Source organism: Microbacterium sp. (assembly GCF_036566905.1).
GTDB lineage: Bacteria > Actinomycetota > Actinomycetes > Actinomycetales > Microbacteriaceae > Microbacterium.
Genome location: NZ_DATCVK010000192.1, coordinates 1 through 14,158 on the forward strand (window position 1 = coordinate 1; position 14,158 = coordinate 14,158).

17 protein-coding genes and 1 pseudogene are annotated in these 14,158 nt (G+C 71.4%); 12 read left to right on the forward strand and 6 right to left on the reverse strand.

The window, feature by feature from the left end; genetic code table 11:
• The 5 genes from VIP82_RS16225 to VIP82_RS16245 form a co-directional block, all read left to right on the forward strand.
• A partial coding sequence (locus VIP82_RS16225) for a thiamine pyrophosphate-binding protein (RefSeq protein WP_331910453.1) occupies window positions 1–1,047 on the forward strand: 1,047 nt, incomplete at its 5' end.
• Window positions 1,044–2,024: an agmatinase gene (gene speB, locus VIP82_RS16230; protein ID WP_331910455.1), complete on the forward strand. Its 981-nt coding sequence runs from the start codon at window positions 1,044–1,046 to the stop codon at window positions 2,022–2,024. The genes VIP82_RS16225 and speB, both read left to right, overlap by 4 nt.
• Window positions 2,025–2,105: 81 nt before the next feature.
• A complete protein-coding gene (locus VIP82_RS16235; RefSeq protein ID WP_331910457.1) occupies window positions 2,106–2,606 on the forward strand; it encodes a hypothetical protein in 501 nt (166 codons plus the stop codon).
• 54 nt (window positions 2,607–2,660) lie between these two features.
• Window positions 2,661–3,230 (forward strand): mismatch-specific DNA-glycosylase, encoded by a 570-nt coding sequence (locus tag VIP82_RS16240; RefSeq protein ID WP_331910459.1) that lies wholly within the window; start codon window positions 2,661–2,663, stop codon window positions 3,228–3,230.
• On the forward strand, window positions 3,227–3,661 hold the full coding sequence (locus VIP82_RS16245) for a DUF2809 domain-containing protein (protein ID WP_331910461.1): 435 nt from the start codon (window positions 3,227–3,229) through the stop codon (window positions 3,659–3,661). Before VIP82_RS16240 ends, VIP82_RS16245 begins: the two co-directional genes overlap by 4 nt.
• A gap of 52 nt (window positions 3,662–3,713) precedes the next feature.
• Here the strand turns inward: VIP82_RS16245 and VIP82_RS16250 are convergent, their stop codons facing one another.
• Window positions 3,714–4,478, reverse strand: coding sequence for an NADPH-dependent F420 reductase (locus tag VIP82_RS16250; RefSeq protein WP_331910463.1), 765 nt, complete (start codon window positions 4,476–4,478; stop codon window positions 3,714–3,716).
• A 63-nt stretch (window positions 4,479–4,541) separates the two neighbouring features.
• On the opposite strand from VIP82_RS16250, the gene VIP82_RS16255 reads away from it, so the two are divergent.
• A complete protein-coding gene (locus tag VIP82_RS16255; RefSeq protein WP_331910465.1) occupies window positions 4,542–5,534 on the forward strand; it encodes a L,D-transpeptidase in 993 nt (330 codons plus the stop codon).
• Window positions 5,535–5,576: 42 nt separating this feature from the next.
• On the opposite strand, the gene VIP82_RS16260 is transcribed toward VIP82_RS16255, so the two are convergent.
• A complete protein-coding gene (locus tag VIP82_RS16260) occupies window positions 5,577–6,626 on the reverse strand; it encodes an FUSC family protein (RefSeq protein WP_331910467.1) in 1,050 nt (349 codons plus the stop codon).
• Between the two features lie 209 nt (window positions 6,627–6,835).
• Here VIP82_RS16260 and VIP82_RS16265 point away from each other — a divergent pair, with 209 nt between their 5' ends.
• Complete coding sequence (locus VIP82_RS16265; RefSeq protein WP_331910469.1) at window positions 6,836–7,843, forward strand: aldo/keto reductase; 1,008 nt, start codon at window positions 6,836–6,838, stop codon at window positions 7,841–7,843.
• Window positions 7,844–7,925: 82 nt separating this feature from the next.
• Here the strand turns inward: VIP82_RS16265 and VIP82_RS16270 are convergent, their stop codons facing one another.
• The 3 genes from VIP82_RS16270 to VIP82_RS16280 form a co-directional block, all read right to left on the reverse strand.
• Window positions 7,926–8,327 (reverse strand): DUF7144 family membrane protein, encoded by a 402-nt coding sequence (locus VIP82_RS16270; RefSeq protein ID WP_331910471.1) that lies wholly within the window; start codon window positions 8,325–8,327, stop codon window positions 7,926–7,928.
• 141 nt (window positions 8,328–8,468) lie between these two features.
• Window positions 8,469–10,373: a pectate lyase-like domain-containing protein gene (locus VIP82_RS16275; RefSeq protein WP_331910473.1), complete on the reverse strand. Its 1,905-nt coding sequence runs from the start codon at window positions 10,371–10,373 to the stop codon at window positions 8,469–8,471.
• Between the two features lie 116 nt (window positions 10,374–10,489).
• Window positions 10,490–11,077, reverse strand: coding sequence for a GNAT family N-acetyltransferase (locus tag VIP82_RS16280; RefSeq protein ID WP_331910475.1), 588 nt, complete (start codon window positions 11,075–11,077; stop codon window positions 10,490–10,492).
• 50 nt (window positions 11,078–11,127) lie between these two features.
• Between VIP82_RS16280 and VIP82_RS16285 the strand changes: the two genes are divergently transcribed.
• Window positions 11,128–11,925, forward strand: coding sequence for a glycosyltransferase family 2 protein (locus VIP82_RS16285; protein ID WP_331910477.1), 798 nt, complete (start codon window positions 11,128–11,130; stop codon window positions 11,923–11,925).
• A gap of 394 nt (window positions 11,926–12,319) precedes the next feature.
• Here the strand turns inward: VIP82_RS16285 and VIP82_RS16290 are convergent, their stop codons facing one another.
• Window positions 12,320–12,751, reverse strand: coding sequence for a DUF1294 domain-containing protein (locus VIP82_RS16290; RefSeq protein WP_331910479.1), 432 nt, complete (start codon window positions 12,749–12,751; stop codon window positions 12,320–12,322).
• Window positions 12,752–12,792: 41 nt separating this feature from the next.
• On the opposite strand from VIP82_RS16290, the gene VIP82_RS16295 reads away from it, so the two are divergent.
• The 4 genes and pseudogenes from VIP82_RS16295 to VIP82_RS16310 all read left to right on the forward strand — a co-directional run.
• Window positions 12,793–13,221 carry an SRPBCC family protein gene (locus tag VIP82_RS16295; RefSeq protein ID WP_331910481.1) on the forward strand — a complete coding sequence of 143 codons (429 nt, stop codon included), beginning with the start codon at window positions 12,793–12,795 and terminating at the stop codon, window positions 13,219–13,221.
• Window positions 13,222–13,254: 33 nt separating this feature from the next.
• Window positions 13,255–13,554: a DUF1905 domain-containing protein gene (locus VIP82_RS16300; protein ID WP_331910483.1), complete on the forward strand. Its 300-nt coding sequence runs from the start codon at window positions 13,255–13,257 to the stop codon at window positions 13,552–13,554.
• A gap of 207 nt (window positions 13,555–13,761) precedes the next feature.
• Window positions 13,762–13,869, forward strand: a pseudogene (locus tag VIP82_RS16305) (DUF2510 domain-containing protein); the annotation flags it as partial.
• A 57-nt stretch (window positions 13,870–13,926) separates the two neighbouring features.
• The coding region (locus VIP82_RS16310) for a hypothetical protein (protein ID WP_414684691.1) at window positions 13,927–14,158 on the forward strand (232 nt) is incomplete at its 3' end.

Consider the following 14,158-nt stretch of genomic DNA (forward strand, 5'->3'; position numbering starts at 1 on the left):
GCGGTCGCGCTCCTGGCGTCGGCCCTGCGACCGGTGATCGTCGCCGGCGGCGGGTCCACCCGCGCCGGCCGGCAGGTGACCGCGCTCGCGGAGCGGCTCGGTGCGCCGGTCGTCACGACCCTCAACGGTAAGGCGGGCGTCGACGAGCACCACCCCCTCTCACTCGGCTCCAACCTGCGGCTGGAGGCCGCCCGCCGGATCGCCGAGGACGCGGATGTGCTCCTGGTGCTGGGGTCGAAGCTCGGCGAGGCCGAGCTGTGGGCGCCCCGGCTCGAGGCTCGCGGCGCCGTCGTGCGCGTCGACATCTCGGCCGCGCAGCTGCACAAGAACCTCGATGCCACGGTCGGCATCGTCGGGGACTGCGCCGCGGTCGTCGAGGAGCTGCTCTCAGGGCTTCCGGAGGCACCGCGGCCGCGCCGAGACCTCGCCGGCGAGCGCGCCGCGATCGCCGACGAGACCCGCGGCACGCTCCCCGAGACAGTCGCCCTGGCTCAGGTGATCGCGGCGGCACTGCCGCACGACGCCATCGTGGCGGGTGACTCCTCGCAGATCGTCTACATGGCGCTCGCAAACGTGCTGAGTCGGTCGGCGCCCCATTCGCTGCTGTACACGCCGACCTACGCCACGTTGGGCTACGGCCTCCCTGCGGCGATCGGCGCGCGCGTGGCGCAGCCGGCCGAAGGCGGACGACCCGTCGTCGCCGTGGTCGGCGACGGCGCACTCATGTTCAGCGTCAACGAGCTCGCCACCGCCGTCGAGCAGCGGCTCGACCTCACCGTGGTGTGCGTCGACAACGGCGGGTACGCCGAGATCAAGCAGAACGAGGTGGACCGCGGCATCCGTCCTGTCGGCGTCGACCTCGTGCAACCCGACTGGGTCGCGCTCGCCCAGGCGTTCGGCGCGACAGGGCGACGCGCCGAGAGCCACGATGACATCGCGCCGGCGCTCGCCGCAGCGATCGGCGCCGGCGGCGTCCAGCTGGTCCACATTCCGCAGGCGAGCAGCGTCACGAGCGCCGCGCCGTCCACTTCGAAGGATGAGTCATGACCGACCACCACGAGCCCGTCGGCCCCGTCGACGCGTCCGTCCACCCCCGGTACGCCGGCATCGCGACGTTTGCGCGGCTGCCCCGCATCGAAGACGTGCCGCGCGCCGACATCGCGATCGTCGGCATCCCGTTCGATACCGGCGTCAGCTACCGCCCCGGGGCGCGCTTCGGCCCGTCGCACGTGCGCGAGTCGTCGCGGCTGCTGCGTCCGTACAACCCGGCGCAGGACGTGTCGCCCTTCGCTGAGGCGCAGGTCGCCGACGCCGGCGACATCCCGGCGAATCCGTTCGACATCGGCGCGGCCGTTGCCGAGATCGAGCAGGCCGCCCTCGATCTGGGCTCCCGGGTCGAGCGCATCGTCACGGTGGGCGGCGATCACACGATCGCCCTGCCGCTGCTGCGCGCCGTGAACAAGAAGCACGGACCCGTCGCCGTGCTGCATTTCGACGCGCACCTGGATACCTGGGACACGTACTTCGGCGCCCCCATCACGCACGGCACGCCGTTCCGGCGCGCGAGCGAAGAGGGACTGATCGACCTCACCGCGAGCTGCCACGTCGGCACGCGCGGCCCGCTGTACTCCAAGCAGGATCTCGACGACGACGAGCGACTCGGGTTCTCGATCGTCTCGAGCGTCGACATCGAGGAGCGCGGCATCGAGGCAGCCATCGAGCGGGTGCGGCGCCGCATCGGTGACCGGCCGCTGTACATCTCGATCGACATCGACGTGCTCGACCCTGCGCACGCTCCCGGCACAGGAACACCCGAGGCGGGCGGCATGACGAGCAGGGAACTGCTCCGGATGCTGCGTGCCCTGGGTGACCTCGACATCGTGGGCGCCGACGTCGTCGAGGTGTCGCCCGCGTACGACCACGCGCAGCTGACCGGCATCGCGGCGAGCCATGTCGTCTACGAGCTCGTGACGCTGATGGCCGCCCGGATCGGAGCCGCAGGGAACGGCGCCGAGCAGGGCTAGCGCGGTCGCACTCCGTCTGCAACCCCCTGCACGGGCCGCCGCGCGCGCTCCAGGGTGGAAGCACATGCAGAGGAGGACGCCATGAGCGGCTATGCAGATGATGCGCGGAACCCGGAGCAGAACATCGGCGCCGGCGACGCGATGACCGGCGAGACGACGGACGCGACCACGGGTGTGACGCGAGACGCGACGACGGGAGCGACGACGGACGCGACCACGGGTGTGACGCGAGACGCGACGAGCGGTGTCACGCCAGGCGAGACGCCGACGGGGATGTCGGGCGCCACGACGGAGACCCACGAGTACACCGCCACGACGGATCACGAGGTGATCCGCAGGTGGGCCGAGGACCGTCACGCCACACCGGCGACGGTGGGTGGCGCCGAAGGCGACGGCATCGTCGGTGAGCTCCGTCTGGACTTCGACTTCGGCAACGACCTCGAAGACCTGCGCGCGGTCACCTGGGAAGAGTGGTTCGTGGCGTTCGACGAGCGCGGCGACCAGTTCGTCTACCAGGACACCACGCGCGCCGACGGGTCGCGCTCGAACGACTTCCACCTCGAGGAGCGGCGAGCGCTCTGAGCCGGACCGGGCCGCGCGGAAAGGCGCGCGGCCCCGGTGCGCGAGACTGGGCGCATGGGTTTCACGCGCGCAGAGCTGCAGACGTATCGCGGGCGCAGCATCCCTGACCTGATGCCCGCGCATCCGCGGCTCGTGTTCGTCGGGATCAACCCCGGTCTGTGGACCGCCGCGACGGGGGTGCCCTTCGCACACCCTGGCAATCGCTTCTACCCGGCCCTGGTCGAGGCCGGGATCATCCCGCGGATGCCGCACATCGACGCCGACGGCATGGCCGAGGCCGACCGCCGCATGATCCTCGACGCCGGCATCGGGATCTCGAGCGTGGTGCGCCGCGCGACCGCGCGGGCGGACGAGCTCACCCCCGCCGAACTGCGAGACGGTGCCCAGCGGCTGGCCCGCGATGTCGCCGGCTGGAAGGCCCGCGTCGTCGCGGTCGCCGGCCTGACCGCCTACCGGCAGGGCTTCGGGAAGCCGCGGGCGGTGGCCGGCCGTCAGACGGAGGGCCTCGGGGGCGCGGAGCTCTGGGTGGTCCCGAACCCGAGCGGCCTGAATGCGCACGCCACGGTGGCCACCTTGGCGGAGGCCTACGCGGAACCGGCCCGAGCGGCCGGGGTGATCGCGTGAGCGCCGACGCCGGCGAAGCGACCACGGTGTCGCGCGCGCGGCCGGGTACCCGTCGCCGCGTGATCGCTGCCGTCCTGCTGGTCCTCACGATCGGCGCAGGGCTCGTCGTGCACGCTGCGCTGCCCGACAGCAGTGCGACCGACATCGCCGGTGACGCGCTGTACGCCGTCGCCGCCTACCTCGCCGTCCTGGTGGTCGCTCCTCGGCTGCCCGCGCCCGCCGTGGGCGGCATTGCCGTGCTCTGGTGCGTCGGTGTCGAGCTGTTCCAGCTCACCGGCCTGCCTCTCGCGTGGGGCGCCGATTTCGTTCCGGCGATGCTCCTGCTGGGGACCGTCTTCGACGTCCGCGACCTCGTCGTATACATCGCCACCATCGCGGTCGCCACCGCGCTCGACGCCGTCATCCGCTTGCGCACGCGGCCCGCTCGCTGACGGTGGTCGGCGTGTCGGCGCCTCACGACGCAGCGGGACGGATGCCGCGACCTCAGGCGCCGGCATCCGCTGCGGTGTCGGTGGCCTGAGCCCGGGCACGGGCGACGACGATCCCGCGCTGCGAGGCGGGGAACCGGTCGAGCATCGCGCGCAGCTCGGCGGTGTCGACGTCGGCGCCGAACGCCTCGGCGCCCGGCTCCAGCATGATGCCGGCGGCGAGCGGACCCGCGACCACCGGGTCGAATCCGAGATGATCGACGAGCCGGGCCACGAGCGCCACATCGCCGACATCGTCGCCGGCGATGGCGATCGCCTTGCGCCCCGGCGTGCCGGCGGGCCGGGCCTCTTCGTCGAGGTCGCGGTAGCCCATGTGGTTGAAGGCCTTGACCACCCGTGAGGTCGGGAGGAAGCGCTGCACGGTCTCGCTGGTCGAGGTGCGCAGGTCGCCGAAATCGGCTCGCAGCCCGTCGACCTCCCACCAGTAGTTCATGGCGTCGATGACGAGGGCACCGTCCAGCGCGTCCACCGGGAGCGTGCGGTGCTGCGGGAGCGGCAGCGCGAGGACGACCGCGTCGGCCTGGCGTGCGACCACGGACGCCGCGGTGGCGACCGCGCCCGGTGCGGCAGCGGCGAGGGTGGCGGCGATCCGCGACGGATCGCCCGACCCGGCCACGAGCACTTCGTACCCGGCGGCGCCGGCGAGGCGTGCGAGCACCTGGCCGACGCGTCCTGCACCGATGATGCCGAGGACATGGATGGCCCGGTCGGCCTCGCGGCGGTCCGGCGCACGCCGCTGATCTGGGCCGTCACTGCTCACCGGCCCAGGCTAGTCATCGGCGTGCAGTTGCGGCATCCGCCCCCGGCAACCGACCATGGGGGAATGGGGGATGCCGAGACAGACGACCCGACTGCCGTCGAGCCTGCGGCTCCGGACGCACAGCCGACGACACCGACGCCAGCGCGTCGGCCGGTGCGCGTCTGGCTGCTGACGGCGCTCGCCGCGGTGGTCGTCGCCGGAGGGCTGGCGGCCGCATGGCTGCTGCAGCCGCCCGTCACCGAGGCATCCGCTCCTCCATCGCCCTCGCCGACCCTCACGGCGACGACGGAGCCCAGCCTCACGCCCACGCCGACGCCGACCCCCACACCGACGCCCACCGGCTTCCCGGCGAACACGGCGGGGTACGACGTGACGACCCTGCCTCAGGTGAACGTGTTCGCTGTCATCCCGGGGCTGGCCGTCGACGACGCCGCGTTCACCGCTCCGCTCCCGCTGCGCGCGGTCGCGCTCGGAGTCGGCGCGCCGGTGTGGGCCGATCCGACGGCGCAGCCGGTCGCGTACCTGCCGCACGAGTTCCCCTACGACGGCACCGCCGTTCCGGTCGTCGAGGAGCAGGAGCACTGGGTGAAGGTGCTGCTGACCGGGCGCCAGGCGGTGCCGTCGCAGGGCAATCCCGCCCAGGTCACCGGCTGGCTGCGCAAGAGCGACGTCGACGTAGCGCCGAGCGACGCGTCCGTGGTCGTGAGCATCTCGGGGCGCACGATCGACATCGTCCGCGGCGGGGTCGCCGAGCGGATCGCGACGGACTTCGCCTGGGGCACCGATCGCACCCCCACGCCGATGGGGCGCGCGTTCATCATGACGACCCGCGTCGTGCCCGAGTACGGCTACACGCGCGGATACCCGATCGTGTACCTGTCGACACAGTCGCCGACCATGGACGGCTTCGGAGGAGCGGATGTCGCGGTCGCGGCCTTCCACTACCACGACGACCGTTCGGGGCCGATCTCGAACGGGTGCCTGCGGGTCGATCCGACAGCGATCACCAAGCTCGCCGAGCTGCCCCTCGGAACGCCCGTGATCGTCAACCCTTGACGGGTGCGTCTCCGCCGCCCGGTCACGCGATGCGGAGGCGGATCAGACGAACGGGCGCGAGACGTCGATGATGCGGCGGAGGCACAGTTCGACCGCAGCACCCGCCGCCAGCTCGGCCCGGCCTCCTGCCGCCGGGGTGCCCAGCGCGCTCTGATAGTCGGCCAGCGCCTCGCTCGCCCCGCGGAACCGGTCGGATGCCGCCGGGTCGCCGAGAGGAGTGGCGATGAGGTCGGCGGATTCCCGGATGGCGTGCGCGAGGCGGTCGCGCACCGCTCCGGTGATGGTGACGTCGTCCGAGGCCTGCAGCTCGACCAGCAGGTCGATCAGGTCGCGCGTGAGGAACGCGGTGCGCTCGAGCGCGCTCATGCGGCGGGCGTTCTCCTCGCGCTCGTCCTTGTGACGCCGGCGGCGAGGATTCGCGCGGGCGCTCTCGTCCGCTTCGTCGACGACCTCGGTGACCGCCGACCGGGTCCGGCCGAGTTCGTCCAGCGCCGCACGGAAGCGGTCGGGATCCAGCCGGTCATCGGCAACGGCATCTGCGGCGTCTCGCAGCAGTCCGGTGACGGTGTCTCGCAGCGCCGACAGCCGGTCGCTCGCGCGGCGGAGGTACAGGGGAGGCACGACGATGAGGTTGACCGCGATGCCCACCACCACGCCGAACGCCGTCGTGCCGAGGTATGAGATCGAGAAGCCTTCGGGATCGCCGCCGGCGGCCAGCAGCACGAACAGCGCTGCGAGGGCCACCCAGTCGCCGCCGGCGCCGAGCAGTCGCCATCCGCCGAGGAGCACGCCGACGCCGATGACCACTCCCAGCACCACACCGCCGGGAACGCCCAGCCGGAGTGCCGCGATACCGCAGAGGCTGAGTGCGATACCCAGCGCGAGTCCCATCAGCACCTGCACGCCCACCTGGGCGGACCGTGCGATGGTCGGGTGCATGGTGACCAGCGCGCCGAGAGGGGCGTAGTAGGAGTACTGGTCCTCGGTGAACGGGATGAGCGGTGCCAGGTACCATGCCAGCACCGCAGCCAGAGACGTCTTGATGGCCAGCAGCAGGCGCGGCTGATCGGCGAGGCGCGCGGTGTACGACACCGCGCGGCGCAGCGGTTTGGTGTGCTCGGCGATGGTGGCCTCCCTCCCGTGGTCGCAGGCAAACGTACTCGTTCGCGGGAACGGCCGTAGCGGGCTTGCGCCCATCGGCATCCGCGGTTAGCCGAGGGCGCGTTCTGCTCGGCAGGCATCGATCGACCCGCCCCGTGCGATGCTGGAATCACCCGCATCGACCATCCCGGAGGATCCTCATGCAGCAGCGCGCAGTCGGCCGCACCGGACGCTCGGTCTCGGCAGTCGGACTCGGCACTTGGCAGCTGGGCGCCGACTGGGGCGCGGTCTCGGAGGAGGATGCGACGGCCGTGCTCGCGGCATCCATCGACAACGGCGTCACGCTCTTCGACACCGCCGATGTCTACGGCGACGGGCGGAGCGAGTCGATCATCGGGCGCTTCCTCGCCGCCCGCCCCGGCCACGGCATCACCGTCGCCACCAAGATGGGCCGGCGCGTCGCGCAGGAGCCCGAGAACTACACGCCCGAGAACTTCCGCGCGTGGACGGAGCGGTCGCGCCGCAATCTGGGTGTCGACACGCTCGATCTCGTTCAGCTGCACTGCCCGCCGACCGCGGTGATCGACGACGACGCCACCTACGATGCGCTCGACGTCCTCGTCGCCGGGGGAGCGATCGCCGCGTACGGCGTCTCCGTCGAGACGTGTGCACAGGCGCTCGCCGCCATCGCGCGGCCGAACGTGACCAACGTGCAGATCATCTTCAACCCGTTCCGGCTCAAGCCGCTCGACGACGTGCTTCCGGCAGCCGAGGCGGCGGGCGTCGCCATCTTCGCGCGCGTGCCGCTGGCGTCGGGGCTGCTGTCGGGCAGGTACACGCCGCAGACGACGTTCGCCGCAGACGACCACCGCACGTACAACCGGCACGGCGAGGCGTTCGACCGGGGCGAGACGTTCTCGGGCGTCGACTTCGAGACCGGCGTCCAGGCAGCGGCCGAGCTCGCGGAGGCCCTGCCCGACGGTGTGACGCTGCCGGCCGCCACCCTCGCGTGGATCGCCTCGCAGCCGGGCGTCACGAGCGTCATCCCGGGCGCCCGCAACGTGCGGCAGGCCGAGAGCAATGCGGCGGCCGGTGCGCTCCTCGACGCTTCTGGTGAGGAGGCCGGCTTCGATATCGCCGCGTTCGACCGTGTCGTGCACGAGGTGTACGACCGCGATCTGCGCGAGGCCATCCACCCGCTCTGGTGATCCTGCTCGGATGACGGATGCCTCGGCCCGGCGTGAATCGCCGGGCCGAGGCATCCGTTCGCCCTTCGGCCTTCCCTGCGGGTCAGGTGCGCTTCATCTCCCGGCCGTGGACGATCAGTGCGTAGATCACGATGATGTCCAGCAGGATCATGATGAGGGACCACAGGGGCTGCACGCCGAGGAGTCCCATCTGGCTGATCGCGTTGATAGACACCAGTACGACACCGACGATCCGTGCCCAGGTGGCGCCCCGCAGCACGAAGATTCCGACCACGACGATGGCGGCGCCGATGAGCAGGTGCCACCAGCCCCAGCCCGCCGCGTCGAGCAGGATCACCGCTTCATCCGTGAGGAACAGGTACTCGTTCGACGGCAGCAGGATCGCCGTCAGCCCGAGGAGGGCGTCGAACGCGCCCGCGATGATCATGACGATCCCGCCGAACATCACCCATCCGGTCCAGCTCTGCTCTTGCGGAGCGGTCATGGCGATCTCCTTTCCCGAAGCCCGCGCGACTCTGCGTGGGCGGTTGCTCGAATGGTAGATCCGAACCACCGCGCCCAACAGGATGACGGATGCCCCGACCCCGCGTGTCGCGTGAGCCGAGGCATCCGTTCGGGGTGCCGATTACGGCAGCGGGTAGTCGATCACGAACTGCGGAGTGCCCGTGTTCGTGCTGTCGGCCTGTCCGCCCACGTCGTTCACGACGTGCTGGACCGTGCCCGCCGACAGGTTCACCGTCATGATGTGGTGCAGCTGCACGCCGGGCGTCTCCGGCACCTCGAACCCGTTGGCCGTGAGGATCGACGGGTTGTTCTGGTTGAAGACGTACACGCCCGCGCCGTCGAGGCGGTGCGTGGTGACGTCATCGGCGACCTTGTATCCCGGGTAGCCGAGCGTGCCGTCGGGCTGCGTCCAGTCGGCCTGCGTCGGCGGGTCGTACGGCAGCTCGTTCTGGTAGAGCACGACGCGGCCGTTCTCGCCGTTCCAGCGCGTGTTGTACGTCTGGAAGTGCTCGACGAACAAGCCGGTCGCGGTCACGTCGTCGCCGTTGACGATGACGCCGTTGGTGCCGGTGTTGGTGTGCCACCGGTCCGTGTCGCCGTTGACGCCGTTCGTGAACCCCTCGACGCCGTGGTCGCCGCGCCACACCCAGGTGTGGTCGATGAGCACGTCGTCGGCATTGACCTCGAGCGCCGTGGTGGCCTTGCCGATGTGGGGCCCGCCGACGCGGAAGTACACGTCGCTGAGGGTGATAGGGTTCGCCGGGTCGGGCACCTTGTCGCTGTCGGCGGCGCCCACGCGCAGCAGCGCCGGCGAGAGATCGGTGCCCGCATCGATCGTGACGCCCGCGACGACGATGCCGTCGGCATCCTTCACCTCCAGCGGCACCGCGCCGCCCACCGCGGTGAGGGTGGCGTGCCCGAGTCCGAGCACCACGGTGTTCGCGCGCTTGACCTTGATCGTCTGGGCGATGTCGTACACGCCGGGCGTCAGGATCAGGTGCTGGCCGCGTGCGAGCGCGTTGTTGATGTCCTTCACCGAGTCGCCGGGGGTGGCGATGAAGAAGTCGGTGATCGGGATGCTGCGCCCCGCCGTCTCGCCATCGGCCCAGCTGACGCCGCTCGACTCGTGCTGCGCGGCGGGCACGCGCACGTTGTAGCGACCGTCGTCGTCGACGTACAGGTACGGCTTCTCGCGGCTGACCGGCGTCGCGTCGAGCGTCGTGTACGGCGGGTCGGGGAAGCCGGCGTCGTCGGGCGCACCTACGACGCCCGAGAAGACCTGGTTCCAGACGCCGTTCGACCAGCCTGCGACCTCGCTGTTGCGGATCAGCCACTGCTGCTGCGAGCCGTTGATCACGTTGGGCAGGCGCGAGTCGGCGATGAAGCCGCCGCTGGCGTACTGCGGACCGGCGGTGCAGTAGTCCATCAGCGACAGGTTGCCGCCCGCGACGTCGAGGCGTCGCATCGAGACCGCCTGCGACACGGCCCAGAAGTCGGTGCCCGTCCGGCAGCCGCGGTCCGCCGCCTGGATGTCGATCGACAGGTTGGCGATCGTCCGCCAGAAGTTGACGAGCGCGAGGCAGTTGCCCGTGCCGCCGTCGGCCAGGCAGCGGTTGTAGACCTCGACGGCACCGTGGACGGTGACATCCTCGGGCGACGCGCCCAGACCCGCGATCTCGGTGTAGTAGCCGACCTTCACCCGGAGCGGATCCGCTGCCGACCCGTACTCGCCGGGCAGGAAGTAGACCGCCTGGCGCTCGGTGCTCATCTCGGCGTCGACCTGCTGGGCGTGCAGGGCGTCGAGATCGGCGCGGATGTCGGCGACGGGCGTGTCGGGGGAGTAGATCGTCACGTTCGGCCCGAAGTCGGGGTGGAGCGGGTCGACCGTGCGCGGCGGCGCCGCTGTGGCGGGCGTCGCCAGCAGAGCGCTGGCGATCAGCGCGGTGCCGGCGGCGGCCGCCGCGATGCGTGCCACGCGTGCCGTGCGCGCTGTCGGAGCCGTGAGGCGGGGAACGGGGGCGGGCATGGGGAGTCCTCTCCGTTGAGGTGGGTGCACGGCGGGGATGCCGATTACTTACTGGAATGTAACCAAACGTGGGAGCGGTCTCAAGCGCCAGTTTCGGAGAGCGTTTGCTCGCGTCGTCAGAAGTCGAGGCGCATGACGAGCCGTCGCTTCGTCGGATGCGACACCTCGCGGAAGCCGGCGGCGAGGAACGGCCCGACGGGCCCGACGTTGAGTTCGTCCCAGATCACGTTGCCGCCCCCGGTCAGCATCGGGTAGCCCTCGACGGCCCCGGCGCCGCGGGAACGGGCGTGTTCCGCGGCCGCGGCGACGAGCGCATACGTGAGGCCCTGACGGCGGTAGCCCTTGCGCACGATCATGCAGGCGATCGCCCAGACCGTCTCGTCGTCAGGGTCTTCGTCGCGCCCCTGCCACGGCACGGGCGACCCGCGGACGCGTCCGTAGACGCCGCGCCGATCGACCGCGCACCACGCGACGGGCTCGTCGCCTTGGTAGGCGACGACGCCGATGGTCTCGGTCGCACGGGGGTCGTCGCAGTGGGTCTCGGCGCGCAGGATCGCGGCGCGTTCCGATTCGGGCATGTACCACCAGTCGCGATCGCCGAGGCGCTGACGCTGGCATTGGCAGCGCCCGGCGACGCCCGTGAGGATGGCCTGCAGGTCGTCCCACGACGCCTCATTGGCGGGCACGACGCGCAGTCCTTCCATGTCGGCAGGGTAGCGCCGCCTGCCGACACGGCGGGAGTAGGGTGGCGCTTGTGCCCCTCGCCCCTCGCGTCGCCGTGGTCATTCCGTGCCGGAACGACGCGGAATTCCTCGATGCATGCCTCGCCGCGCTCGCGGTGCAGACGCACCCCGCCGACGTCGTGGTCGTCGTCGACAACGCCAGCACGGATGCCTCGGCCGCCGTCGCGCGCGTCTACGATGCGGTCGTCCTGCACGAGTCGTCGATCGGCATCTGGCCGGCCGCCGCGCGCGGCTACGACGAGGCGCTGGAGCGGGCCGACATCATCGCGCGGCTCGACGCCGACTCCCGCCCGCATCCCGACTGGATCGCGAAGCTGGTGCGTGCCTTCGTCTCCGACCCGACCCTCGGCGTGCTCACCGGCGGGGCCGAGTTCTACGGCGGCACGCCGCTGCAGAACTACCTCGGCGAGCGCTGGTACATCGGCGGCGGCCACTACTGGATCAAGAAGTGGCTCGGCATCCCGCTCGTCTTCGGGTCGAACTTCGCCATGCGCGCGCAGGTGTGGGAGCGCGTGCGCGAACACGTCGACCGCGACAACGCCCGCATCCACGACGACCTCGACCTCACCATCCGCCTGCGGCCGTCCGACGGCGTCCGCTACGACCCGCAGCTGCGCATGCCGGTGTCGGCACGTCCGGTGCAGACCCTGTCGGGCCTCTCGCGCCGGGTGTTCAAGGTCGCGTCCACCTTCGCGGTGAGCTGGCCAGAAGGCGCGAAGTGGCGCCGCGCGCAGCCGTCGACAGGCTCCGCATCCTCCGCCGAGTGGGTTCCGGACGGCGACGACTGGGCAACCGGGTACGGCCGCTGACGCTGCTGGGCACGGGCGTTGACGTGGCCGGGCATGGGCGCTGACGTGGCCGGGCATGGCCGCTGACGTGGCCGGGTATGGGCGTTGACGTGGCCGGGCATGGGCGCTGACGTGGCTGAGTCCCGGCGCTGACGCCGCGGCCGAGTCCCGGCGCTGACGTCGTCCCTCCGGTCTGTGCCACCCACTCCTCCCAGCGCAGTCGGCGCACGTTTGTCAACCCCCAGTCCTCAGCGCTCTGTGCGGACTTAACCTGCGGCGCAGGAGGGGTTTTTCGGCGTTGACGAATCCACCCCGACGCGACAGATAACGGCGACCCGAGGGTGGAGTAACCCGAATGCTCCGCCCCCGGGTCGCTTCTCGCGAGCCTCCGTGGGGCAGCGCAGCGGCGGCGACGTCAGAACAGGGGCGTGCCGGCGGCGACGTACACGGCGGCCGCGAGCACGAGGACGTTCACTCCGACGGTGCCCCAGAACGCCCGGCGGAACGAGCGCTTGCGCGTCTTGTGCCGGAACACCTGCTGCGCGACGATCGCTCCAGGCCAGCCGCCCACGAGTCCGAGCAGCAGCAGCGTCTGCTCCGGAATGCGCCCCGCGCTGCGGCGGGCTGCCGACTTGTCGATCCCGTACGCGGCGAACGTGACGAGGCTCGCGGCGCCGTAGAGCGTCGGCACCCACCACGCGAGCCCGAACAAGAAGTACGCGACCGTGAACGCCGCGGCGCAGACGAGGAGTGTGATCCAGCTGAGCGCCGGGGGGAGCGGCTTCGAGAGGTCGCGGCCTGGCCGGTCCGGCGTGGCGAGGGATGGCCGGGGGCGCGCGTTCGACATGCGCTCGATCCTATGGGGGACGCCCGGCGTACGGTGTCAGCATGCATGAGCTCACCGAAGAGGCGCTGGTGGCGGCATCCGTCGATGTCGTGTGGCGCGAGTTCACGGCCGCCGGCCTTCTCGCCGAATGGTTCTGGCCGCCCCGATTCGAGACGACCGCGGTCGTCGAGGCGCGCGAGCTGGGCCGCTGGGAGGTGCGGTCGGAGCCGGCCGACATCGCCGTCGAGGCGACCGTACTCACCCTCGAGGCGCCGCGCGCGCTGCGGCTCGCGTGGCGGTGGGCGGGGGAGGAGCACGCGACCGACGTCGAGATCGTGCTGGAGCCGGCAGCGGATACCGCGACCCGCGTCATCGTGCGCCAATCCGGATTCGCAAGCGCCGAGGAGCGCGACCAGCACGTCGACGGCTGGTCGAGCTGCCTGCAGCGTCTGGTCGACCGCCACGGTGGGGCCCCCGGCGAGCACTTGTGACGGGTGTCGCCGGCCGGCGGTAGCGTCGGTGGCGTGATCATCGAGTTCGACAGCGATGTGTTCCGCTGGGCGGCGCGCGAAGACTCGGCGTGGTTCTTCACCGCCGTTCCGCCCGAGCTGAGCGAGGAGATCCGCGAGATCCCGCGGCCGTACCGCGGATTCGGCTCGGTGCGCGTGCGTGCGCGGGTGGGGGGCAGCGAGTGGACGACGTCGATCTTCCCGTCGTCGGACTCGGGCTCGTACGTACTGCCGCTCAAGAAGGCGGTGCGGGATGCCGAGGAACTCGTCGACGGCGGCCCGGTGACCGTGCGACTCGAGGTGCTCGACGGCTGAGCCCGTCGACGGAGTGCTTCGTCCTGAGTCGTCGCCCCTCGGTCGCCGATGCTCGCCGGTCGGGCCGGCGCGGTGTGGGGAAGCGATGGCGCGCTCGCTGTTCCACGTTCACACTGGACGTCAGGTAACAAGCGGAGCTATGGCACTCGCAGTCTCATCGGTCCGGTAAGTTGGGCCGCAGCGAGAATCATTCTGCTGGGGAGCATGATGTCGGACGGGTCTCAGGGGGGACCGCCGCCCGGGTGGTACGCGGACACGTCGCGCACCGACCGCCTGCGGTGGTGGAACGGCGCTGCCTGGACGGACCAGTTCCGTCTCCGGGGCTCGGATGCCGCAACCGCGGCTGACCAGCCCGGCAACCCTGCGGCGCCGATGAGTCGCGCGCAGTTCCGCGCATTGCATCCGATCCCGGCTCCCGAGGGGACAGGGGCGAACGAGGTGCCCGCCGCGGGAGCAGCGGGTGACGAGGTGCTCGGCGAGGCGCAGGGTTCTGCGCCGGTGTGGCCGGCTCCGTCGTCACTCGCGGCCCCCGCGCCGGCGCGGGATGCGGCTCCGTCGTCACTCGCGGCCCCCGCGCCGGCCCGGGATGCGGCTCCGTCGTCAC

Coding starts and splice junctions, on each gene's coding strand:
- speB (WP_331910455.1), top strand. CDS start 1,044: ATGACCGACCACCACGAGCCCGTCGGCCCCGTCGACGCGTCCGTCCAC.
- VIP82_RS16235 (WP_331910457.1), top strand. CDS start 2,106: ATGAGCGGCTATGCAGATGATGCGCGGAACCCGGAGCAGAACATCGGC.
- VIP82_RS16240 (WP_331910459.1), top strand. CDS start 2,661: ATGGGTTTCACGCGCGCAGAGCTGCAGACGTATCGCGGGCGCAGCATC.
- VIP82_RS16255 (WP_331910465.1), top strand. CDS start 4,542: ATGGGGGATGCCGAGACAGACGACCCGACTGCCGTCGAGCCTGCGGCT.
- VIP82_RS16265 (WP_331910469.1), top strand. CDS start 6,836: ATGCAGCAGCGCGCAGTCGGCCGCACCGGACGCTCGGTCTCGGCAGTC.
- VIP82_RS16270 (WP_331910471.1), bottom strand. CDS start 8,327: ATGACCGCTCCGCAAGAGCAGAGCTGGACCGGATGGGTGATGTTCGGC.
- VIP82_RS16275 (WP_331910473.1), bottom strand. CDS start 10,373: ATGCCCGCCCCCGTTCCCCGCCTCACGGCTCCGACAGCGCGCACGGCA.
- VIP82_RS16280 (WP_331910475.1), bottom strand. CDS start 11,077: ATGGAAGGACTGCGCGTCGTGCCCGCCAATGAGGCGTCGTGGGACGAC.
- VIP82_RS16290 (WP_331910479.1), bottom strand. CDS start 12,751: ATGTCGAACGCGCGCCCCCGGCCATCCCTCGCCACGCCGGACCGGCCA.
- VIP82_RS16295 (WP_331910481.1), top strand. CDS start 12,793: ATGCATGAGCTCACCGAAGAGGCGCTGGTGGCGGCATCCGTCGATGTC.